This is a genomic window from Kandleria sp., from assembly GCF_017934775.1.
Lineage (GTDB): Bacteria > Bacillota_I > Bacilli_A > Erysipelotrichales > Coprobacillaceae > Kandleria > Kandleria vitulina.
The window spans coordinates 1-22,159 of record NZ_JAGBIX010000072.1 but is presented as its reverse complement, the minus strand read 5'-3'; the positions used below and the strand labels follow the sequence as shown (position 1 = coordinate 22,159).

Sequence of the window (22,159 nt, the reverse complement as noted above, 5' to 3'; positions counted from 1 at the left end):
TCACTCATCTATTTGACGTGTTTCTGTTCAGTTTTCAATGTTCAGGCCACTCGGCTCTCGCTGAGTGCTCACTTATATTATCATCACCTCTCCTCTTTGTAAAGCATTTTTGTCTAATTTTTTTAAAAAATCTCTCAGATCGCCATTTTTGGCTATTTAAAGCGGTATTCAGAGCCTATTGCTTGCATATTAAAAAGATGGAGAGATAACTCCCCATCTTATTTATACTTAGCCTTACGTGAAACACCTCTCGACCTTAACAATGCCTTATAGGCCTTCTTCTTTTTCTTAGGCACTTTCACTTTTTTAATCTTAGTCTTCTTAAAAGCATTTGCCCCAACATTCTTCTTATTTAGATACTTTGATAATATCTTTAAAGACACCATCTTCTTACAATTATAGAAAGCCTCTTTGTTTATGCGTCTCACATTTTTCGATATTGTCACACCGGATAATTTTACACAATTCTTAAACGCTCTTGAACCAATGCTTCTTATATTATTAGAAAGCTTCAACTTCTTTAGCGTCTTCTTGTTAAGACATGCATTATTATCAATGGTTGTCACTTTATACCATTCATTATAATAATTCACCTGATTATTGATGACCATACTTGATGGTGAACTCAAAAGCTTATGAAATGAGACTTCATTATTTTTTGTGATCCTATACTGAACGACTCCTTGAGCAAACAACGTTCCAATGCGCGGTGCATTCACCGTTATTTTTTTACTACAATACTTACCACCATACGCATAAGCTTTTATGATTGTCGTACCTTTACGATGTGGTGTAAGTTTTCCGTTTTGATCAATATCAGCTACCGACGTATTACTTGATTCCCACTTAACACCATTGCTGACAAGGGGTGTATCTACAAACTCTCCCCAAGTATTTTTCAAAGAGACATAGCTATTTAAATGATAGTTCTTTGTTTCATTCACATTCAATGATGAAGGTCCACTCACACTTAAATGAAGAGAAGAAGCAGGAACTTCCATCAACTGTTCTTCATTTCCATATACACCATAACAAGATGAATCTTCATCATCTTCATCACTATATTCACCAGCTACGCAAGTCCAGTTATCACTTTTGGATGCAAAGGCACCTACACCAATCGAAGAAACACCAGGATCAATCATGCTTACATAATGCCCTGTTACAGCATCAGTGTTCTGTTTAACCCAATCATCCTTTTCTCTATACCATTGTTCAATACCATAAATCAAGCCTGAATAATTCCACGCCAAAGTTTCTCTACAACTTGAAGTAGAATTATGTTTTACAGTAAACCATCTTTCTCCATTAGGTCGTTCATGACTTTGACACACTGCTGCTTCTGCTGCACGCGTCTGTGCAATCCACTCTAGATTCGTTGACCATTTGATAGGCTTATAATCATTCATTGTTAAACGAACATCTGTACCTGGCTTGATATATCCATTTTCACAAGCTTCATAACGATAGCTGTTAATAAGATCCAATACCTCTTTCACATTTGGTTTCTCAAACGTACCAGGTATCTTCACCATGATATTGTTCGCTGATGGATTATCCACATCAGATTTTCTTAAAGCATGCACCTCATCAACATGACAATACATGCCCCCTATTATCATTGAAAACACAAATAAAATTGATATCACATATTTCTTCATACTATCATCCCCTTATAATAAAATGATAGTTCCATTTCAAATAATTATCAATTAAAAAATGTCACAGAATACATTTCTGTGACATCATTTCATATTATCCTTTAAGTCCTCTTGCCTGACGATCCATATCTTCTACAACGATATCATAGATTTCGCCAAGTGAACGACAGTATTCTAGAACTTCCCAAGGTTCATTTGTATGATAGTGAATCTTAATAAGATCTTCATCACCAACTGCCAATAAAGAATCCCCTTTGATATTCTCTGAGATATAATCGAAGATATCATCTTCATCCAAATCTTCACCAGCAATTAATAACTGTGTATCATATCTAAATTCAATACTTTGTTCTGGTAATGCCATAACCTTTCTCCTTTCACATGAAATTATTATATCATACTCTTTTTATAATGAAAACAACTCCATCCTGTAAAAAGCAAAAGGTATTATTCCTTGCCATTCCAGCAGTATGTACAAAGCTTATCTTTATCAATACCAACTGAATCAAGAAGATCATCAAGACGATTATATCTTAATGAAGTGTAATGCTGCTTTACTCTGATTTTTTCTATCATGTTAGCATAACGATCAGAATCCGGATCACAGTAATCATAAAGAACATCCATTGGAATATTCTCTCCCTCTTCTTCACAAATCACTCTTCTTGCAATGAGTTCAAGATCAGAGTTAGAACGAGAGAAGTTAAGATACTTGCAGCCAAACATGATTGGTGGACACGCTGAACGAACATGAACTTCTTTTGCCCCACTTTCATAAAGGAATTCTACCTTCTCTTTAAGCTGAGTTCCTCTAACAATAGAATCATCAAGAAGAAGAATCTTCTTGCCTTCAATCATTTCATGAACTGGAATAAGCTTCATTTTAGCAATCATGTCACGCTTTTTCTGAATAGTTGGCATAAATGAACGTGGCCATGTTGGCGTATATTTAATAAACGGTCTAGAGAACGGAACACCAGATGCATTAGCATACCCAACCGCATGTGCTGTTCCTGAATCAGGAACACCAGCAACTGTATCAATCTCAATAGGACTTTCTTTCTGATCACGTCTAGCAAGATTAGCTCCGCAGCGATAACGCATTTCTTCTACAGATACACCTTCATATCGTGAAGCAGGATAACCATAGTAAACCCATAAGAACGTACAGATTTTCATCCGATCTCCTGGTGCCACAAGTGTCTTAACACCCTCCGGTGTCATAATACAAATTTCACCAGGACCTAATTCCTTATAATTTTCATAACCCAGATTAAGATAAGCGAAAGCTTCAAAGCATGCGCAATATCCTTCATCATTCTTTCCAATTGCGATAGGTGTACGACCATGCTTATCACGGGCAAGATAAATGCCTTCATGAGTCAACACCATAATAGTCATTGATCCCTTGATGCTTTCCTGCGCATAGCGGATACCATCAATAAGATTACAGCGACTATTAATCAATGCAGTAACAACTTCAACAGTGTTAATTTCACCACCGCTCATTTCCAAGAAATGCATATGCTTATGTTCAAAAAGACGATCAACAAGTTCATCAAGATTATCAATCTTGCCAACTGTTGCAATAGCATAAGTACCATGATGAGAACGTACAATAAGTGGCTGTGGATCATAATCTGAAATACAGCCAATTCCTAGATGCCCTGACATGTCATTGATTTCAGAAGAAAACTTAGTACGAAATGGAGAATTCTCAATATTATGAATAGAGCGATTAAACCCATCTTCTTTACTGTAGACCGCCAGACCAGCTCTTCTTGTCCCTAGATGCGAATGATAATCTGTTCCAAAAAACAAGTCAAAGACACAATCATTTTTAGATGCAACACCAAAAAAACCACCCATAATTATTCCTCCTAGTCATTTCAAGAGAAATTATATCATAACTTTATCATTACAGTATAGAAAAAATGCCGCATAAAGCGACATTTTATTGTAAGAAATTCGAATTTTCAAGCATAACGCCACATCCGTCAGCAACACAATCCAATGGATCATCAGCAACGAATACAGGTACTTTTAATCCCTGTTCCATAAATTTATCCAATCCATGAAGAAGCGCACCTCCACCAGTAAGGAATACACCCTTATTGACAATATCCGCAGATAATTCTGGTGGTGTCTTTTCAAGAACCTGTTTAGCAGACGTTAAAATAATTTCACAGATTTCATGTAAAGCATCCTGGATTTCAGCTTCAGAAATCTGAATAGTCTTAGGAAGACCAGTAACCATATCACGACCACGCACATCAACCTTACGGCTTTCAGAGCCGTTATAAGCACAACCGATTTCTTTCTTTACTTCTTCTGCAGTAGAATCACCAATCAATAACTTATAGCGATCTTTAACAAATGCAACAATTTCAGCATCCATCTTATCACCAGCAGTCTTTAATGATTCACTTGTAACAATATCACCTAAAGAAAGCACAGCAACATCAGTAGTTCCCCCACCGATATCAATTACCATGTTTCCAGTTGGCTTAGAAATATCAAGACCTGCACCAATAGCAGCGACTTTAGGTTCTTCTTCAATATAAACCTTCTTAGCACCACATCTTAACGCTACATCCTGAATAGCACTCTTCTCAATAGAAGTAATGTTGCTTGGACAGCAGATTAAGATTGTAGGTCTAGAGAACAATCCTTTTAAATTTAATTTATTTACAAAATGTGTCAACAGAATCTCAGTAATCTGGAAGTCTGCGATGACACCATCCTTCAACGGTCTGATAGCTTCAAGTCTTCCTGGCGTCTTCCCAAGCATTTCCCTTGCTTCTTCACCGACAGCGACAGCTCTATTTGTTTCTTTGTTGATGGTAACAACACTTGGTTCATTAACAACAATTCCTTTTCCTTTTTCATAGATAAGAATGTTGGCAGTTCCCAAGTCGATACCTATTTCTTTTGATAATGCCATATTTATAATCTCCTTCTAAGAAATCCACCATTAAATATATATAAAAACATATAAAAATTCAATACCAAAAGAAGAAAAAAAAGACATCAGGTCATCTCTTCCTAACATAGCATCACCAATCAATATTATTATGTGCTTATACTCTCAACAGTTATCCCTACTGTATAAGAAAATGAGATGTCTATGCGACCTGAATGTCTTTCTATACTTATATTTTAATCAGTAAAAAAACAGAAAGCAAATAAAATAAAAAACTTTAAAAAAATTTCTAAACAACTATATGAATCACAATATTACATGTTATAATTCTTCCAGCATGAATTGAAGGAGTAATATTATGGATAATCAAAAAATCGGATTTGACTCTAAAAAATACTTGGAATTACAGTCAAAAGAAATAAAGAAAAGAATTGCCAAATTCGGTAAGCTTTACCTAGAATTCGGAGGAAAACTCTTTGATGACTTCCATGCATCAAGAGTATTGCCTGGATTTGTACCAGACAACAAGCTACAGATGCTTGAACAATTAAAAGATGAAGCAGAAATTATCATTGTCATTAGTGCTGAAGCTATTGAAACAAATAAAATTCGTGGAGATTTAGGAATCACATATGATGAAGATGCCTTAAGGCTAAAAAGTGCATTAGAAGATAGAGGATTCTATGTCTCAAGCATTGTCATTACACAATATACAGGCCAGATGGCTGCAGATCGTTTTAGAAATCGTCTTCAGGCGTTAGGCATCCCAACATATACAACTTATATGATTGATGGATATCCTGCTAATATCCCTGCCATCATAAGCGATGAAGGATATGGAAAAAATGATTTTGTAAAAACAACAAGAAACCTAGTCGTTGTTACAGCACCAGGACCTGGAAGCGGAAAAATGGCGACTTGTCTTTCTCAGCTTTACCATGAACAAAAACATGGTGTAAAAGCAGGATATGCTAAATTTGAAACATTCCCAGTTTGGAATCTTCCATTAAAGCATCCTGTAAATCTTGCCTATGAAGCAGCAACTGCAGACTTGGATGATGTCAATATGATTGATCCTTTCCATCTTGAAGCATATGGCAAGACTACAATCAACTATAATAGAGATGTTGAAGTATTCCCTGTTCTAGAATCTATCTTTGAAGGCATTCTAGGAGAATGTCCATACAAATCACCTACTGATATGGGTGTCAACATGGTTGGCTACGCCATCGTAGATGATGAAGTATGCAAAGAAGCAAGCAGACAGGAAATCATCAGACGTTATTTTGAAACAGCATGCAATGTCAAACGTGGTCTTGCAAGCAAGAATGAATTGATCAAACAGGAGCTTATCATCAAACAGGCTAATGTAGATCTTAATTCACGTCAGGTCGTCAATGCTGCACTTAAGAAAGAAGAAGAAACAAATGGACCAGCTGTTGCAATCATGGCTAATGATGGACATATGGTCACTGGTAAGACATCACGTCTTTTAGGCGCTTGTTCTTCTGCATTATTAAATATTCTTAAAGATCTAGCAGGTATTGATCATGATGTAAAAATCATTTCTCCTGAAGTGATTGAACCAATTCAGTCATTAAAGACACATTATCTTGGCAGCAAGAACCCACGACTTCACACTGATGAAATTCTTATTGCCCTTTCATCAAGTGCCAATACTAATCCAGATGCTAAAAAAGCACTTCAGCAATTGCCAAGACTTAAAGGTATGCAGGCCCATTCAACAGTTATTCTTTCTTCTGTAGATTTATCTACATTAAAGAAACTCGGAATTGCGATTACTTGCACACCTAAATATGAAGACTAAAAAGACAGCTAGTGAATTTCACTAGCTGCCTTTTTTATAGACAATCTTGCCATTACATATTGTGTAGGCAACCTGTCCAGTTAAGTGTTCTCCTACAAAAGGAGAATTTTTTGATTTTCCTTTAAAGTCATCAAGAGTGACAACCCATTGTTTCTTTGGATCAAAGATAACAATGTCTGCTATATGATCTTTAGCAATATATCCTGCATCAAGCTTATAGTATTTAGCAGGATTAATTGTCATCTTCTCTAAAAGTTCCATATAGCTTAAATGTCCCTTTTCGACAAGATGAGTAATACCCATAGCTAATGAAAGTTCAAGACCAATCATACCGCTTGGTGCACCACCTAAGATACCTTTGTCTTTTTCTTCCTTGCTGTGAGGAGCATGATCAGTAACAATCATATCGATTGTACCATCTTTTAAACCTTCAATGATCTTAAGACGATCCTCTTCCTTACGTAAAGGTGGATTCACCTTGGCAAGTGCTCCCTGTGATAAGACAAGATCTTCCGTATAGCCAAAATGCTGAGGTGTTACTTCACTCCATACATCTGCTCCCTGCGATTTCATAAAGCGTACGATATCAACTGTTCCACCACTGGAAATATGCTGAATATCAATTCGGCATCCTGTCTCTTTTGCAAGAAGACAATCTCTCGCTGTGATCACTTCTTCAGCAAGTCCGCTTGCACCCTTTACACCCACTTGACGAGCAATCTCACCAGCATTGATGCCGGCACTGCCAATCAATGCTGGGTCTTCTTCATGAAGGCTTATTGGGCAATCCAGTGCTTTCGCACGACGCATTGCTTCCATCATCACGTTGATATCTGCAATAGGAATACCATCATCAGTAAAGCCCACTGCGCCATGCGCCTTTAGAGCTTCCATATCGACAAGTTCTTTGCCCTGCATTTTTAATGTGACATTGGCAGTATTGAGAACATGGATATCAAGTTCTTTTTCTCTTTTCATAAGTTCATCCAATACTTCCACACAATCTACAGATGGTTTCGTGTTGGCCATAGTGACAACTGTTGTAAAACCACCAGCTTTTGCTGCATTGCTGCCAGTGTAGATGTCTTCTTTATACGTTAATCCGGGATCTCTAAAATGGACATGATTATCAATAAGTCCTGGTGCAACAATCATATCTTTTGCATCGATTGTTTCACAGTCTTTTTCGATATGTCCCATTTCGATGATCTTTCCTTCATCAATAAGGAGATCCATAACCTGATCTAGATGAGATAAGGGATCAATGACCCTACCATTTTTTATTAATAACATACTTCCCCCTGTAAAAAAAGCAGTTCTCTAAGAGAACCGCTTTGATTTTAATAACCTGGTTTACCTAATAATTTGAACATGTTTTTCTTGTAAACTTCAACACCAGGCTGGTTGAATGGGTTTACCCCTAATAAGTAAACTGATAATGCACAAGCCTTTTCGAAGAAGTATACCATATAACCGAAGCTATATGCGTTCATTTCATCAATAGTGATTTCAATGTTTGGTACGCCACCAACGTTTACGTGAGCATCGATTGTACCTTCACATGCTTTTTTATTTACATAATCAACTGTCTTACCAGCTAAGTAGTTTAAGTTATCTAAGTTATCTTCATCACTTGGTACTTCAAGGTCTAACTGAGGCTTTTCAACTTTGAATACTGTTTCAAATAATACTTTAGAACCTTCCTGGATGAACTGTCCTAATGAATGAAGATCTGTAGAGAAGACTGCAGAATGTGGTAATACACCTTTACCTTCTTTACCTTCAGATTCACCGAATAGTTGTTTCCACCATTCAGCAACGTTGCTTAACTGAAGTTCATAAGTTACAAACATTTCAGCAGGATAACCCTGTTTATTTAACATCTGACGAGCTACACCATATTTGTAAGCGTCATTTGTCATTAAGTCTGCGTTGTTATATTTATCCTGTGCGTCTTTAGCACCTTTCATCATTTCATCAACATCAATACCTGCCATAGCAATTGGGAACAATCCTACTGCAGTAAGTACTGAGAAACGACCACCGATATCATCAGGTACTACGAATTCTTCGTATCCTTCTTTATCAGCTAAAGTCTTTAATGCACCTTTGTGTGCATCTGTAGTAGCAACAATTCTTCTTGAAGCAACTTCTTTACCTTTAGTCTGTTCAAGCATTTCTTTGAAGATTCTGAATGCTACAGAAGTTTCAGTAGTAGTTCCTGATTTAGAGATAACATTGATACCGAATTCTTTATCTTTAACATATTCTTTGATCTGAGCTAAATATGTTGAAGAGAAAGTATTACCAATGTAAAGAATTTCTACCTTCTGTGTTGGATATAAACCATTGATAGCTTCAATAGCTGCTCTTGCACCAAGGTAAGAACCTCCGATACCGCATACTAATAATACATCGATTTCTTCAGATAAAGATTTAGCTTTAGCTTTAATTCTAGCTACTTCTTCTCTATCATACTGAGTAGGTAAATCTACCCATCCAAGGAAATCGTTACCAGCACCAGTTTTGTTATGAATCATTTCATGGATTTCAGCAACTTTGTCCTTGTATGAAGCGATATCTTCATTTAATTTAGCATGACTTAAGTCAACTTTGATCATACATCTTCCTCCTTATTAATACCTCGACTGATCCATCGAGGTAGCATCTCCTCTAATGAACGAAAACCTTTAGGTGTTTCGACAATCGGTCTGCGATGGCGTCTAAACTTTCTTCTTTTAGCAACAGCTTTAAGTGAAAGCTTAGCCTGATGAGATTTTTCATCAATATCAATAACCTTTACTTTAATGGTTTCACCAATCGTGACATAATTACCAACGCTTCTTACGAAACGATCAGATATTTCGCTTATATGAATCAGACCACTTGTCTGATCGGGCAGTAAAGCGAAAGCACCATATGGCTGAATACCGGTGATTGTAACGTCAACGATGTCCCCTACGTGTATTTGATGATATCCCATACTCCATCCCCCAATCGGATAAATTATACCACATTCTTATACGTGTTCAAAGAAAAATATACACAATAAGAAAAGCTTCTCACATGAGAAGCTTTTAATTATTTTGTTTTAACGCTCTTCACTTTTCCATATGAACCATAAGCACCATTATTATAAGCTCTTACTTTTACCTGGTACGTTTTCTTGCTCTTTAAATTTTTAACAGTTGAAGAATAAGCATATTTCCATGAACCATTCTTGATTCTGTAAGCAATCTGATATTTCACATTGCCTTGTACTTTCTTATAAGAAACAGTGAAGCCTTTCTTCTTTTTCTTTAATGAAGAAATAGTGACAGCTTTAGGTAGAATATAGAAATAAGCATGCTTATTGCCACAGTACTCTCCTTTTCCTTTGGCAGTAACGCAATACTTGCCAACATTTTTAGCATTTGGATAAGAGAGTGAATAATGAGCAGAACTTACTGTCTTGTTATTCATTTTAAAAGTCACTGCTGGTTTTCTGACTTGTCCATTGTAAGTATAGTAAACTGTTGAAAGGCTCATATTAGCATCAGATAAAGCTATGGCACTTCCTGCATCCTTACTTGATGAAGATGATGATATAGTTTTTACAACTGTCCCATTGCTTTTCTTAACATTTGCCACATACCAGATAGAAGCAGCATTTTCGATTGTAACCTTACGAACCTTATCAATCGTTACACGACTAGCATTTTTAGCTGGATCAGCGGCATAGAACAATCCTCCTGTGTAATCAGTTAAAAGAACACAGTGGTTGCTATCAGTAAAACCATTATAGTCTTTTCTTGCATAAAGACAAACGCCTTCAGGATGACTCTTTAACCAAGAAAGAACAACGGCTTTTTTCGCTTCTCCTTTTACATCGGGAACCTTATTAAAAGAATCAATTGCTGCATGCTGAACTGTATATGTATAGTTTTTTGTAGAGAATTCAAATTTCCACATTAATCCTCCATTCCATGCCTTACTCTTCAATGATGATTCTGTAATAGATTTATAATCAGCATCATTCAACAGTGCTGCCTTACGTCTTAAAAGCATGACTGCTGATGCCAAAGTACATGTGTTCTTTTCCTGCTGAGTCCAGAACATGTCTGATCCGTTAATATTATAGGCATGTACGCTTACTTCTCCCATAATCATTGTTGAACATAAAAGCAGTACGCCAAATAGTGATAAAAATTTCTTTTTCATACGCATTCCCTATACTCTTTTAACCGCGGACCATGCACTTTTAACCCCATTCTTGCATGTTCTTACTTTAAAAGAAGTCTTCCCCTTATTCTTAACATTAATTGTAATATGAGTGCCAGAAACCATCTTCGTCTTCCATTTTTTCTTTGTTTTATAGCCAATCTGATACTTTACGCCACCAGCTGCTTTCACAAGTGTCAGATGTACATTAGTCCCTGATTTTGTCATTGTAAGAATCCGACTTGGTGGTGGCAGTATTTTATAGTTCTTGTAGATTGTGCCAGTAAAGTTGCCGATTCCAACAATCTTAACTTTTTTCTTTCCAATACTCTTACAGTCACCATATGATAATCGATAGCTGACATTATATTGGTGATAAGTTAGACGAACATTGGGATCATGTTTTCTTCCATCATAAGTATGATTTTCTATGCCTGAAAGCTGACAGGATGAAATATTTCGTTTCTTGATTGTATACGATGCTGATGCTTCACCAGAAACACGACGAATTCCCTTTACGCTGACAGTAACTTTGCCAGCATTCAATGTGTCTCCGTTAAAGAACATGCAATACTGTTTTTTTGGGATGTGTCTTCCCTCCTGATCAAAAACTTTGATACGTGGTATAACGTTTTCTCCACTATAAGTTACATCTCGCAATTCTATATGAGAAACTACTCTCTCTTTCGCTTCAACATTGACAATGTTGACAAAAAGAAAAGCTACCATAACCATTATTTTTCCAAAACGACGAAGCATCTCTTTTCCTCCACTCATATAACGTATTTTCATATTATCAAATTAAACTTAAACTTAACTTAAATTAATATAAAAAAGCCTCCCCTTTGGGAAGCTTTTATCTTACCTGAATGATAAAGAAATAATGAAGATTCTTTCCTCTTGGAACATCATTGTGTTCAATCAATGAAAGATAGTTCTTCTGTAGACGCAGATTCTTTTCTACCAAGGCAATTTCACTTGTGTAGATAAAGACATATCCACCGGGCTTAACAAGCTTTCTGATTCTTGCAAAGAACTTGTCATATAACTCTGTCAATGCTGCTTTATCTCTCATCTGTGCATATGTTGGCATATCAGTGATGATTTCATCAAATAACTCTGTATTAACAAAACGTAATGAATCCTTATGTACAAAATGCATATCGATATCTGCAGCCTTAGCATTTCTCTTGGCAGCTTCTAGTCCTTTTGTAAAGATATCGAGACCTAAAGAGAACTTGACTGGCTTGATAAGACAGCGTTCAATCAATGTAACCCCACTACCGCAGAATGGATCTAGCACTCTTGCATAATCTTCCATATATGGCTTAGCCACTTCAAGAAGAGTAGCTGCTACATATGGCTGCATAGAATTGGAAATCACTTCTTTACGATAATCAAAACGTGGGTTGTCTAATAAAGTCAGCTTTAAATAAGCACTGATCTTTTTAGGCATAAGTTCTTTTAAGACAATTTCAATTTCATAATTCTTAGTTGCATTCAATAAACGGTCTGGATAAAGTTCCAATAACCCCTTAACAACTGTATTCATAAGTTTTGAATCTTTTTCTCTAAAAGTATCAGTCAGCTTGTAATAGAATGAATCCGCATTATCAAATAAGTTTTCAAGCAATTCCATAAGATTGCTGTTACGGATACGTTCCACGATCACATCCCCATCTTTTTCCATTAAAGAACAGTTCTTAATAGGAATGATCATATCCTTGTAATTACGTAAAGGCAATAAATCATAAACAGATTTAGTACGAACAAGTACCCCCTGTCCTACTGGCTTATACTTATAATCTAATACGTAATCAAAGAGTGTGAACTGATAGTAAGGTAGTGTAGTCAAAATGACATCAACATCTTTATGAAGAAGCTTAACCATTTTTCTCTTATGTGTACCATAGCTTTGAATAAGCGGATTCAACACCTTTAGCTGTGACTGGACATGCTTCTTATCGCTTTCCTGATCTGCTAAAAGTTCACTTTGAATCTGTTTAAGCTTATCTACGATGCTCTTGCAATCCTGTTTGCTTAACCCCTTCAAATACCCTACTTTAACGAAGTCTATTGTTTCTTTACGATAGCCATCAAGCAAAAGATTCTTGACTCCTGACTTCTTAAAAGAGCCAAGAATGATAGCTGTATTTTTTCTTACTTTTGGATCTTCATGTGATAGTAGCTCTACTAGCTGCATATAGAGCTTATCATTTCTGATTTCCATATCATCTTTGATCTCATTACGAATCATCGAAAGTGATTCTCTAATATTGTTCTGATCAATCTTAACTGTTAATTCTCCTACCATTAAACGTCACCTCAAACATAACAAAATTATAACATACTCATCTTCAATTCACAATTCAAAACCCATTCAAAAAAGAAAGGGCTTTCTTTTTATAGTACATTATTTTTATAGCTAGAAAACGTAAAAAAGTATGCTTTTATGCATACTTTTTAAATGGTGATCGATTTGAATATCTAATAGAAATTTTGACAAAATTTTTACAAAATTGTTTCATTTGTGATGATTTCATCCATTCTGATGTCATATTGATGAGGAAAAGTGTCTTCTACTTGCTGAAAAGAATAACCAATTCCAAGCTTATAGCCCTTATATGTTGCCAGATAGCGATCATAGAATCCTTTTCCATAGCCAATGCGATTCTTGTTTTTATCAAACATGAGCATCGGTATAATCATTACATCAATATCATCAGGTGATACCTGCTGATTGCCTACTGGTTCTTCAATACCAAAATATCCTGGCTTAAGATCATCAAAAGAACGGATCTCATAAAACTGCATGTCTCCCTCAATACGTGGAACAACAATTTTCTTTTTACCAAAATATTTAGTCATCAGTTTTTTTGTATCAACTTCATTACGTGCACTTACATAGACAGCTACTGTTTTGGCTTCTTTAAAATGAATATTGTCCTCTATTTTGTTTAAAATATTTTCGTTATAGCAACAAAGCGTTTCTTCATCTAGTGAGAGACGCTTTGTGATCATTTCTTTTCTTGCTTGTTTTTTATCCAACTGAGTCAGTCATATCCAATTTAAGAAGCTGATTCAATTCTACCGCATATTCCATAGGAAGCTCTCTGCTGAATGGTTCAATGAACCCCATAACAATCATTTCTGTTGCTTCTTTTTCAGTTAAGCCACGGCTCATCAGATAAAAGAGCTGTTCTTCTGATACTTTTGAAACAGTTGCTTCATGTTCGATAGTTGAATCATTGTTTAACATAATGTTAGTTGGTACTGTGTTGCTTGAAGACTGACGATCAAGGATCAATGTATCACATTCCACCTTGCTTTTTGCATTGTAGGCTTTCTTGCCATGTCTTACAAGGCCACGATAATCAGCGTGTCCGCCATTTCTTGCAATTGATTTAGAGATAATCTGACTTGATGTATTTGGTGCAAGATGAATCATTTTTGCCCCTGAATCGATAATTTGTCCTTTATCTCCTACTGCAATTGTCGTTACGCTTCCACGTGCTCCTTCTCCCGCAAGAATGCAGGCAGGATATTTCATGGTAACCTTTGATCCGATGTTACCATCAACCCATTCCATAGAACCGCCTTCGTCTACCTTTGCTCTTTGTGTAACAAGATTGTAGATATTTTTAGACCAGTTCTGGATTGTCGTATAACGGCATGATGCATTTTTTCCTACCACAATCTCAACAACCCCAGCATGAAGTGAGTCTTTTGAATAAGAAGGTGCTGTACATCCTTCTACGTAATGAATATGTGAACCTTCATCTACAATGATGAGGGTACGTTCAAACTGTGCCATTCTTTCAGAATTGATTCTGAAATATGACTGTAATGGCTTTTCTAATGTCACTCCTGGTGGTACATAAATAAATGAACCTCCTGACCATACAGCTCCATTCAATGCGGAGAACTTATTGTCAGAATAAGGGATGACAGTATCAAAATACTTCTTGAAGATATCAGGATGTTCTCTTAATCCTGAATCAATATCAAGGAAGATGACTCCCTTTTCTCTTACTTCTTCAAGCATATTGTGATAGACAACTTCCGATTCATACTGGGCACTCGCACCAGCCAGGAATTTTTGTTCAGCTTCAGGAATACCAAGTTTATCAAAGGTATTCTTGATTGTTTCAGGTACTTCTTCCCATTTATCAGTAGTTGTATCACTTGGTCTTAAATAGTAAGTATATTCATCAAAGTCCATATCTGACAAGTCAACACCCCAAGTTGGCATTGGCTTTTCTAAGAAACACTTTAAAGATTTTAAACGATATTCAAGCATCCATTCAGGTTCATTCTTGATCTGTGAGATTTCTCTGACAATCTCTTCATTCAACCCTTTTGGAGTCTTAAATACAGCTACTTCTTCATCTTTAAAATCAGCAATGTTTTCAGAAGAAATATGGTCGTATTTCTTTTTATCTACGCTCATACTATTCTCCTTCCTTAGAAGAAATCAATTCTTCCAACGCATTCCAGCCAATTGTCGCACATTTAATACGATTAGCCTGTTTATGTGTATTCTTGAAAGCAATGGCTTCTTCAAGAAGGTCTTCATCATAATCTTTTTCAAAAATCATGTTCATATACTGCTGATGAATAGCTTTAGCTTCTTCAACACTCTTGCCTTTAACAAGTTCAGTCATGATTGATGTAGATGCTGTAGAAATAGCACATGCTTCTCCATCAAAACGAATATCTTCAATGATATCGTTGTTCATCTTGACTTCTACATCAATGTTGTCAATACAAGTTTCAGAGTTCATATTGACTTTCTTATAGCCTTCTTCATCGACTATGCCATGATTTCTTGGATTCTGATAATGATCCATGATGATTTCTCTTAAAATAAGCGGATTATCCAAAGAACGCATCGAGGAAATCATCTCCTTTCTTACATACTTCCACGAAGGCATCAATTTCTTCTTCTGTATTGTAGAAATAGAATGATGCTCTTAGTGTTGTTCTTACACCTAGATATTCATCTAGAAGCTTTGCACAGTGTTCACCAGCTCTTACTGCCACACCATTGGCATTAAAGAGGCTTGCGCCATCCTGTGCAAAGACATTGTTAATATTGAAGGCAATGGCACCAGTACCATTTTCATTGTAGATTGTAATATTATCCAAAGCTTTCAGCTTTTCAATCGCATAAGCTCTAAGCTTTGCTTCTCTTTCCATGATGTCCTTCATGCCGATGCCTTCAAGATAACGAATAGCGGCACCTAAACCAATGGCACCTTCAATATTAGGTGTACCAGATTCAAACTTATATGGTGGTTTTTTCATATCAACTTCAAGATTACTCTTGTAGCGCGCATTTGAACCTCCACCATAACGTGTTGGTGATGTTTCATCTAAAAGATGATATTTACCATAAAGTACACCAATACCAGTAGGTCCACACATCTTATGTCCAGAGAATGCTAAGAAATCGATATCATCTGCAATGACATCAGTAATATGATGAGGAACACTCTGTGCTCCATCACATACAACAATGATATCATGTTCATGAGCAAATTTAATAATCTCCTTAATTGGAGCAACATATCCCATTACATTGGATACGATCGCTACTGAAATAATTTTTGTCTTGTCAGTTGTGACACTCTTGATTCCTTCCAAAGTGACACAGCCATCAGTAAGTGGCGCATAGACAATCTTAGCGCCTGTCTTTTTAGCTACATCAAACCATGGCAATGTATTGCTGGCATGTTCAGCGACATTTAAGATGATTTCATCTCCTTCATGAAGATGAGTCAAGCCATAGCCATAGGCTACCATATTCAATGAATCAGTAGCACCAGCAGTAAAGACGATTTCTTCTACACGCTTAGCATTGATAAAACGCCTTACATCTTCTCTGGCATTTTCAAAAGCTGTATCGACAGTATGGGATAAATCATAATCCCCACGATGTGCATTCCCTGAATAGCAAGTCAAGTATTCATAAATTGCATCAGCGACAGCCTTAGGCTTAAGTGTTGTAGCCCCGTTGTCTAAATATATTAAATCATGTCCCTGCATCTTTGTTTTAAGCATTGGGAAATCATTTCTTATTTTTTCAATATCCATTCTTACGCACCTACCTTTGCAAGTGCTTCCTGGAATCTTTCTTGAAGCATTTCATTATCAACAACATGAATAACTGGTTCAAGATAACCATAAGTAATAAGCTGCATAGCCTGACGTTTTGTTAAACCTCTGGTTTGTAAATAATAAAGATGATCTTCATCCATCTTTCCTACTGCAGCAGCATGTGATGCTGTGACATCATATTCATCAATATAAAGATATGGATTAGCGCTTGCCTGACATTTTTCATCAAACACAATAATCTTGTTTGTCTGATGTGCAACAGAGCCATTGTAGCCCTTATTGATTGTTCCAATACCATCTACTGTTAATCTTGCTTCATCCTTAACAACACCATAATTATCCATGATACCAGTTGTATGACGAGCAAGATGTTCAATATGAACACAGTAATGTTTCTTTTCATCTTTACGAGAAAGCATGGCCATACGCACTTTGGCCTGTGCGCCTTCACCAGTTAACTTAAAATGATATTGACCATCGATGATATTATCTGATAGTTCATTGTACCCGATCTGCAATAAAGCATTCTCATCAAGTGAACCTTCATCGATAAATTGTAGTTCATTGTTTTCATCTGAAACAATTTCATTGAACATGTTGACATGTGCATCTTTTCCTAAAGAAATTTCTCTTTCAAGACGTCCGCCTGCATGACAGGCACGTGATTCAATGATTTCTGCATGAACATGATCTTTGAAATCATAATGTATTTTAGTGTTTTCATAGATCAAAATGACATGTAAAGAAATAGGTGCGCCTATTTCAAAGGTTAAAGTATTCTCATTAAATGAGACATTTGAAGGAAGCGATGAGCCTGTCACTACATTGTCTTTAATGACAATGTAGTGATCATAGCTTAATTCAATATTACTCATCTCGTGTTACCTTAGCACCACATGATCCAAGTGACATTGGCGCTATTTTCTTTTCTTCTTCCTTAAATGTTACACCTAATTCTTTAACCCATTCAAAGCCTTCTTCATTGACTTTTTTAATTAATTCATAACCGCCATCAACAACAATCTGTCCATCTACTAAAATATGAACATGAGTTGGACGAATGTTTTCATATAGACGATCATAGTGAGAAACAATGACCATGCCAAGATCGTCATTTCTCATATTATTAATAGATTCACTAACTATTCTTAATGCATCAACATCAAGACCTGAGTCAATTTCATCCAATAATGCGAACTTTGGTTCTAGAAGTTTCATCTGAAGAATTTCGTTACGTTTCTTTTCTCCTCCAGAGAATCCTTCATTTAAATATCTATGTGCAAGATCTTCATTCATTTCTAGTTCATCAATTGCCTTATCTAGCTTTTTGATAAACTGGAACAATCTCATTGGTTCTTCTCTTCTGGCATTGATTGCAGCCTTTAAAAAGTCTGAGTTTGTCACTCCAGGAATAGACTGAGGATACTGCATTCCTAAAAATAGACCTTTTCTGCTACGTTCATCGACGCTCATTGCTAAAACGTCTTCATCATCTAATGTGATAGACCCTTTCGTTACGCTATAGGCAGGATGCCCCATGATAGCTGACAACAATGTCGATTTCCCATTACCATTTGGACCAAGCAAAGCATGTACTTCACCCGTATTTATTGTTAAGTTTACACCTTTTAAGATCTCCTTGTCTCCCACTGATACATGAAGATCTTTAATTTTTAGTACTGACATAATAATTCACCTCGTTGGTTATTTTAATATAAAGGAATGTATATCTCAAATCATTTGATAAATTTATTTAAGATGTCATTTAGTGAAATTATGGTCAATAATGGGATTTTGATGTGCTTTATTGAAAAAAAAGCCCTTTTATGATAGTATATCTTGCGAACTATACAAAGGAGGTTTTTTATGAAAACCAAGAAAATAACAGCGCTCGCACTCTCTTCGATGTTGTTATTGTCAGGGTGTGGCAGCAAGACTGTCGATGGAAAAAGCATCGCTGCTAGCACATCCATTTCAAATATCAGTGCCGATACGCTTTATGATCAGTTAAGTAAAGGAACAAGCGGAAAGAATGCATTATTCTCTTACGTCTTAGATCAGCTTATCGATCAGAAGTTCCCTGCTACTGATGACATGAAAAAGAATGCGGAAGATACTTATAATCAGGTACTTAATTCCTATACGCAGCAGTATGGTGATGAAGATACCGCTAAAAAACAGTTAGAGACTGCTTTAAAATCATCAGGAAGCTATAAGAGCATCGATGATTATAAGAAACGTCTTGTCTACTCAATGCAGTATGCAGAAATGATGAAATCATATATCAAAAAGCATTTCAATACTGTCTTTGAAGACTACTACAAGATTGCCAATCCACGTAAGGTTTCTATCATCGCCGTCTCTGCAGCTGATCCAACAAATCCAACTGCTGATGAAAAGGCTAATCTAAAGGAAGTACAGGATCTTCTAAAAGAAGGACAGGACTTCGGTACAGTTGCTAAAAAGTATTCTACTGATACCAATACAAAGGATGCGAAAGGATCACTTGGAATTGTCGATAGTACATCTTCATTAAGTGACACTTATGGAACAGATGTTCAATCGAAAGCTACTGAACTTAAATCTGGTGAAACTTCTGATGTTATCACTGGTTCAAGTGCCTTCTATATTCTTCACTGTGATACTACAGATAAAGAAACAATCAAGAAGGAACTTAAGAGTGTAGATATCAACTCTCCTCTTATCACTTATGATAATTATCTTGTCTACATTGTATTTAATAGCTACAAGATCAATTATAATGATAAGACTATCAAGAACACACTTCAGTCATTCATCAAAGAACAGCTGAAGAAAAGATCAGATGAAAGGAAAGATTCCTAATGGCAGAAAAGAAAGAATCAGTTGATACAACTCAGTTCAGAAGAATACATAAAGTAGAAGTTAAGAAAAAAAGATTTACGCTTTCTAAGAAAAGTATCGCTATGATCGTTGTCATCGTCCTTATTATTGCAGGATGTTTTACAGGTTATATCATCACTAAAAACAACGATGGCTATGCTACTAAGGTATCAGGAAACAAGGATGTCATTACCGGTGATGTCACTGTTTCTAAGCAAGGCTATTTTGAATACCTGCTTGATCAATCCGGAGCACAAAAGACTGTAGATAATGCCTACAACGCAATTGCGAATAAAGAATTGCCTTCAAAAACATATCAGTCTCAGATTGATGAAGAAGTCAAGAAACTTGAAGACAGCTATAAATCATACATGGGATCAGTTGAATCCTATGCTACTAGTCTTGGATATAAGGATGTTAAAACATTCAGAGAAGAATTTGTTACTCCTACTGCCAAAAAGACAGTACTAAAGAACAAGTATCTAAAAGAACAGTATAATACTATCTTAAAGAATTATACTCCAGCTTATATCAAGACTATCACTGTTGAAAAAGAATCTATTGCCTTAAAGCTTATTAAACAAGCTACAAGCCAGGAAGCTTTCGATAAGCTCATGAAAGATGCTGCTTATTCAAGCAATGCTAATGATTATAAGCTTGTTACTTCTAAGACTGATACAACAACATTAAACAAGAGAATCAAGAATAATCTTTCTAAGTTCTCTTCAATGAAGAATGATGGTGTCTACCCTACTGTCATTAAGCAGTCTACTAAAAAGTATGTTGTAGTGTATGTCTACAATACTGATAAGAACAAGAACAAAGATACTTATATCAATGATCTTGGTAGTGTATCTGATATTGATAGTGATGCTGAAATCTTCTACTTGAAGAAATATAAGTTTACTGTCTATGACAAGAAACTTAAAAAAGAAATCAAGGCTATCAATAAGAAATATATTAATGATTAGGAATCTCAAATGAGATTCCTTTCTTTTATATTATTCATATTCGTAGTAAAATAAGGGATAAGGAGGGATATGATTATGGCAGATTGTATTTTCTGTAAAATTGCAGATAAAGAGATTCCTGGAAAAATTATTCATGAAGATGATCTATGCATCGCATTTTTAGATTTATCTCAGGCAACAGTTGGACATACACTTGTTATTCCAAAAAAGCATTATGATTCAATGCTGACAGCTGATCCTGAAATTATAGCACATGTTTTCAAGGTTGCTCAGGTATTAGCTAATCGCATCAAAGAAAGATTTAATGCAAGCGGATGTAATGTATTAACAAATGCTGGTGAAGCAGCTGGTCAGACTGTTCATCATTTCCATGTTCATGTAATTCCAAGATATGATGAAAATGATGGATTAAAAATCTCTTTTGTAGATCACAGCAAAGATGTGGATCTAGATAACATCTATCAATCATTAATGAAGTAAAAAAAGGTCAAATCTCATTTGACCTTTTTTACATTAAATATATCATTTAAAAATATGTAAAAAAATGATACACTGTTAACAATATCTATCAAGGAGGAAAACAATATGTATTGTACAAATTGTGGACGACAGATTGAAGACGATGCTGTCTTTTGCCCTTTTTGTGGTCAAAAGGTAACAAGAGAAGACATTCAGCCACAAGAACCTAATGTAAATGTGTCATATAACAATTACAATGAACCTCAGGATTCTAATGTAAATGAATCTCATTACACATACAATGAACCACAGGATTCTAATGTAGATGAATCTCATTACACTTACAATGAACCTCAGGATTCTAATGTAAATGAGTCTCATTACACTTACAATGAACCTCAGGATTCTAATGTGAATGAATCTCATTACACTTACAATGAACCACAGGATCCTAATATGAATCAGACATTCAATACCTATAATGGTACACAAAACAATACTGGGGCTTATACAAACACGTATACTCAGTCAACGAGAAGCACTCAGGAAGGTGAATATCAGAATGCCTATAGAAGCAATCGTGTTGCCCCACGAGCTCAAGTTGACCCATGGCAGGCATTAACATATATTGGATGTTTCTTATTGTTTATTAGCTTATTCTTGCCATTTAAGAGCATCTCATACAGTGGATTAAGCATATATCGTTCATATGACTTCAATATTTTCTCATTCTCAGCTACTAGCTACATCTTTTTAGTGACATTGCCTCTATTATGTTACTTCACTGCTACTAAAAGACCATATCTAGATCTTCTTATTGTATGTGGTGTCAATGTGATCTTATTCATGATTCCAGCATTAAGAGGACATTCAGCAGTTTCAAGCATATTTATCAACTATGACTTTGGATTCTTCTTAGGAATCCTTGCTCTTGCAATGAGTGTCACAGGACCAGTTATCTATATGCTTCAATGTCAAAAATCACAGAGAAGATAAAAAAGAGGCTGTAACGAAATGATTTAAGCATTTCGTTACGTCTCTCTTTTTTACATTAAAATTACCAAGTCATGCATGATGGATTCTCAGCCTTTCCATCATGTCCTTTTTGTAAAGAAAAAAGCCCCAAAAAAGGGCG

General features: G+C 35.8%; 21 protein-coding genes. 5 read left to right on the top strand and 16 right to left on the bottom strand.

Annotation, left to right across the window (positions count from 1 at the left end):
• Positions 1 to 218: 218 nt before the first annotated feature.
• From J6L95_RS07845 to J6L95_RS07830, 4 genes are all read right to left on the bottom strand, one after another.
• A complete protein-coding gene (locus J6L95_RS07845) occupies positions 219 to 1,607 on the bottom strand; it encodes a leucine-rich repeat protein (protein ID WP_287458713.1) in 1,389 nt (462 codons plus the stop codon).
• Positions 1,608 to 1,755: 148 nt separating this feature from the next.
• A complete protein-coding gene (locus tag J6L95_RS07840; protein WP_029071160.1) occupies positions 1,756 to 2,025 on the bottom strand; it encodes a fatty acid kinase subunit FakA-related protein in 270 nt (89 codons plus the stop codon).
• 83 nt (positions 2,026 to 2,108) lie between these two features.
• A complete protein-coding gene (locus tag J6L95_RS07835; RefSeq protein ID WP_287458712.1) occupies positions 2,109 to 3,530 on the bottom strand; it encodes an amidophosphoribosyltransferase in 1,422 nt (473 codons plus the stop codon).
• An 85-nt stretch (positions 3,531 to 3,615) separates the two neighbouring features.
• Positions 3,616 to 4,605 carry a rod shape-determining protein gene (locus J6L95_RS07830; protein ID WP_074686932.1) on the bottom strand — a complete coding sequence of 330 codons (990 nt, stop codon included), beginning with the start codon at positions 4,603 to 4,605 and terminating at the stop codon, positions 3,616 to 3,618.
• Between the two features lie 337 nt (positions 4,606 to 4,942).
• Between J6L95_RS07830 and J6L95_RS07825 the strand changes: the two genes are divergently transcribed.
• Positions 4,943 to 6,412, top strand: a complete 1,470-nt coding sequence (locus J6L95_RS07825) for a DUF1846 domain-containing protein (protein ID WP_031589662.1) — start codon at positions 4,943 to 4,945, stop codon at positions 6,410 to 6,412.
• Between the two features lie 21 nt (positions 6,413 to 6,433).
• On the opposite strand, the gene J6L95_RS07820 is transcribed toward J6L95_RS07825, so the two are convergent.
• The 12 genes from J6L95_RS07820 to sufC all read right to left on the bottom strand — a co-directional run bounded on the left by J6L95_RS07820 (position 6,434) and on the right by sufC (position 18,418).
• Positions 6,434 to 7,705, bottom strand: a complete 1,272-nt coding sequence (locus J6L95_RS07820; RefSeq protein ID WP_287458710.1) for a dihydroorotase — start codon at positions 7,703 to 7,705, stop codon at positions 6,434 to 6,436.
• 47 nt (positions 7,706 to 7,752) lie between these two features.
• Entirely contained in the window at positions 7,753 to 9,033 is a 1,281-nt protein-coding gene (locus J6L95_RS07815) for a glucose-6-phosphate isomerase (protein ID WP_029071165.1), read from the bottom strand.
• The gene (locus tag J6L95_RS07810) at positions 9,030 to 9,395 is read right to left on the bottom strand and encodes a CvfD/Ygs/GSP13 family RNA-binding post-transcriptional regulator (RefSeq protein ID WP_031589666.1); all 366 of its coding nucleotides are present in this window, start codon (positions 9,393 to 9,395) and stop codon (positions 9,030 to 9,032) included. The genes J6L95_RS07815 and J6L95_RS07810 overlap by 4 nt, the downstream gene beginning before the upstream one ends.
• A gap of 98 nt (positions 9,396 to 9,493) precedes the next feature.
• Positions 9,494 to 10,612 carry a fibronectin type III domain-containing protein gene (locus J6L95_RS07805; protein ID WP_287458709.1) on the bottom strand — a complete coding sequence of 373 codons (1,119 nt, stop codon included), beginning with the start codon at positions 10,610 to 10,612 and terminating at the stop codon, positions 9,494 to 9,496.
• A gap of 9 nt (positions 10,613 to 10,621) precedes the next feature.
• The gene (locus J6L95_RS07800) at positions 10,622 to 11,371 is read right to left on the bottom strand and encodes a hypothetical protein (protein WP_287458707.1); all 750 of its coding nucleotides are present in this window, start codon (positions 11,369 to 11,371) and stop codon (positions 10,622 to 10,624) included.
• A 97-nt stretch (positions 11,372 to 11,468) separates the two neighbouring features.
• On the bottom strand, positions 11,469 to 12,926 hold the full coding sequence (locus J6L95_RS07795; protein ID WP_287458706.1) for a methyltransferase domain-containing protein: 1,458 nt from the start codon (positions 12,924 to 12,926) through the stop codon (positions 11,469 to 11,471).
• A gap of 197 nt (positions 12,927 to 13,123) precedes the next feature.
• The gene (locus J6L95_RS07790; protein ID WP_287458705.1) at positions 13,124 to 13,660 is read right to left on the bottom strand and encodes a 5-formyltetrahydrofolate cyclo-ligase; all 537 of its coding nucleotides are present in this window, start codon (positions 13,658 to 13,660) and stop codon (positions 13,124 to 13,126) included.
• Positions 13,653 to 15,062: a Fe-S cluster assembly protein SufB gene (gene sufB / locus J6L95_RS07785; RefSeq protein ID WP_287458703.1), complete on the bottom strand. Its 1,410-nt coding sequence runs from the start codon at positions 15,060 to 15,062 to the stop codon at positions 13,653 to 13,655. The genes J6L95_RS07790 and sufB overlap by 8 nt, the downstream gene beginning before the upstream one ends.
• 1 nt (position 15,063) lies before the next feature.
• Positions 15,064 to 15,504: a Fe-S cluster assembly sulfur transfer protein SufU gene (sufU, locus tag J6L95_RS07780; protein ID WP_029071172.1), complete on the bottom strand. Its 441-nt coding sequence runs from the start codon at positions 15,502 to 15,504 to the stop codon at positions 15,064 to 15,066.
• Positions 15,488 to 16,708 (bottom strand): aminotransferase class V-fold PLP-dependent enzyme, encoded by a 1,221-nt coding sequence (locus J6L95_RS07775; protein ID WP_074686951.1) that lies wholly within the window; start codon positions 16,706 to 16,708, stop codon positions 15,488 to 15,490. Before J6L95_RS07775 ends, sufU begins: the two co-directional genes overlap by 17 nt.
• A gap of 2 nt (positions 16,709 to 16,710) precedes the next feature.
• Complete coding sequence (locus J6L95_RS07770) at positions 16,711 to 17,607, bottom strand: SufB/SufD family protein (RefSeq protein ID WP_287458702.1); 897 nt, start codon at positions 17,605 to 17,607, stop codon at positions 16,711 to 16,713.
• Positions 17,600 to 18,418 carry a Fe-S cluster assembly ATPase SufC gene (gene sufC, locus J6L95_RS07765; RefSeq protein ID WP_074686953.1) on the bottom strand — a complete coding sequence of 273 codons (819 nt, stop codon included), beginning with the start codon at positions 18,416 to 18,418 and terminating at the stop codon, positions 17,600 to 17,602. Before sufC ends, J6L95_RS07770 begins: the two co-directional genes overlap by 8 nt.
• Before the next feature lie 180 nt (positions 18,419 to 18,598).
• Between sufC and J6L95_RS07760 the strand changes: the two genes are divergently transcribed.
• From J6L95_RS07760 to J6L95_RS07745, 4 genes are all read left to right on the top strand, one after another.
• Positions 18,599 to 19,576, top strand: a complete 978-nt coding sequence (locus J6L95_RS07760; protein ID WP_287458699.1) for a peptidylprolyl isomerase — start codon at positions 18,599 to 18,601, stop codon at positions 19,574 to 19,576.
• Entirely contained in the window at positions 19,576 to 20,565 is a 990-nt protein-coding gene (locus J6L95_RS07755; RefSeq protein ID WP_287458698.1) for a hypothetical protein, read from the top strand. The genes J6L95_RS07760 and J6L95_RS07755 overlap by 1 nt, the downstream gene beginning before the upstream one ends.
• A gap of 75 nt (positions 20,566 to 20,640) precedes the next feature.
• Positions 20,641 to 21,045: an HIT family protein gene (locus J6L95_RS07750; RefSeq protein WP_029071178.1), complete on the top strand. Its 405-nt coding sequence runs from the start codon at positions 20,641 to 20,643 to the stop codon at positions 21,043 to 21,045.
• 105 nt (positions 21,046 to 21,150) lie between these two features.
• Positions 21,151 to 22,020 carry a zinc ribbon domain-containing protein gene (locus tag J6L95_RS07745; protein WP_287458697.1) on the top strand — a complete coding sequence of 290 codons (870 nt, stop codon included), beginning with the start codon at positions 21,151 to 21,153 and terminating at the stop codon, positions 22,018 to 22,020.
• Positions 22,021 to 22,159: the final 139 nt, after the last annotated feature.

Coding starts and splice junctions, on each gene's coding strand:
- J6L95_RS07845 (WP_287458713.1), bottom strand. CDS start 1,607: ATGTATTGTCATGTTGATGAGGTGCATGCTTTAAGAAAATCTGATGTG.
- J6L95_RS07840 (WP_029071160.1), bottom strand. CDS start 2,025: ATGGCATTACCAGAACAAAGTATTGAATTTAGATATGATACACAGTTA.
- J6L95_RS07835 (WP_287458712.1), bottom strand. CDS start 3,530: ATGGGTGGTTTTTTTGGTGTTGCATCTAAAAATGATTGTGTCTTTGAC.
- J6L95_RS07830 (WP_074686932.1), bottom strand. CDS start 4,605: ATGGCATTATCAAAAGAAATAGGTATCGACTTGGGAACTGCCAACATT.
- J6L95_RS07825 (WP_031589662.1), top strand. CDS start 4,943: ATGGATAATCAAAAAATCGGATTTGACTCTAAAAAATACTTGGAATTA.
- J6L95_RS07820 (WP_287458710.1), bottom strand. CDS start 7,705: ATGTTATTAATAAAAAATGGTAGGGTCATTGATCCCTTATCTCATCTA.
- J6L95_RS07815 (WP_029071165.1), bottom strand. CDS start 9,033: ATGATCAAAGTTGACTTAAGTCATGCTAAATTAAATGAAGATATCGCT.
- J6L95_RS07810 (WP_031589666.1), bottom strand. CDS start 9,395: ATGGGATATCATCAAATACACGTAGGGGACATCGTTGACGTTACAATC.
- J6L95_RS07805 (WP_287458709.1), bottom strand. CDS start 10,612: ATGAAAAAGAAATTTTTATCACTATTTGGCGTACTGCTTTTATGTTCA.
- J6L95_RS07800 (WP_287458707.1), bottom strand. CDS start 11,371: ATGCTTCGTCGTTTTGGAAAAATAATGGTTATGGTAGCTTTTCTTTTT.
- J6L95_RS07795 (WP_287458706.1), bottom strand. CDS start 12,926: ATGGTAGGAGAATTAACAGTTAAGATTGATCAGAACAATATTAGAGAA.
- sufB (WP_287458703.1), bottom strand. CDS start 15,062: ATGAGCGTAGATAAAAAGAAATACGACCATATTTCTTCTGAAAACATT.
- sufU (WP_029071172.1), bottom strand. CDS start 15,504: ATGCGTTCTTTGGATAATCCGCTTATTTTAAGAGAAATCATCATGGAT.
- J6L95_RS07775 (WP_074686951.1), bottom strand. CDS start 16,708: ATGGATATTGAAAAAATAAGAAATGATTTCCCAATGCTTAAAACAAAG.
- J6L95_RS07770 (WP_287458702.1), bottom strand. CDS start 17,607: ATGAGTAATATTGAATTAAGCTATGATCACTACATTGTCATTAAAGAC.
- sufC (WP_074686953.1), bottom strand. CDS start 18,418: ATGTCAGTACTAAAAATTAAAGATCTTCATGTATCAGTGGGAGACAAG.
- J6L95_RS07760 (WP_287458699.1), top strand. CDS start 18,599: ATGAAAACCAAGAAAATAACAGCGCTCGCACTCTCTTCGATGTTGTTA.
- J6L95_RS07755 (WP_287458698.1), top strand. CDS start 19,576: ATGGCAGAAAAGAAAGAATCAGTTGATACAACTCAGTTCAGAAGAATA.
- J6L95_RS07750 (WP_029071178.1), top strand. CDS start 20,641: ATGGCAGATTGTATTTTCTGTAAAATTGCAGATAAAGAGATTCCTGGA.
- J6L95_RS07745 (WP_287458697.1), top strand. CDS start 21,151: ATGTATTGTACAAATTGTGGACGACAGATTGAAGACGATGCTGTCTTT.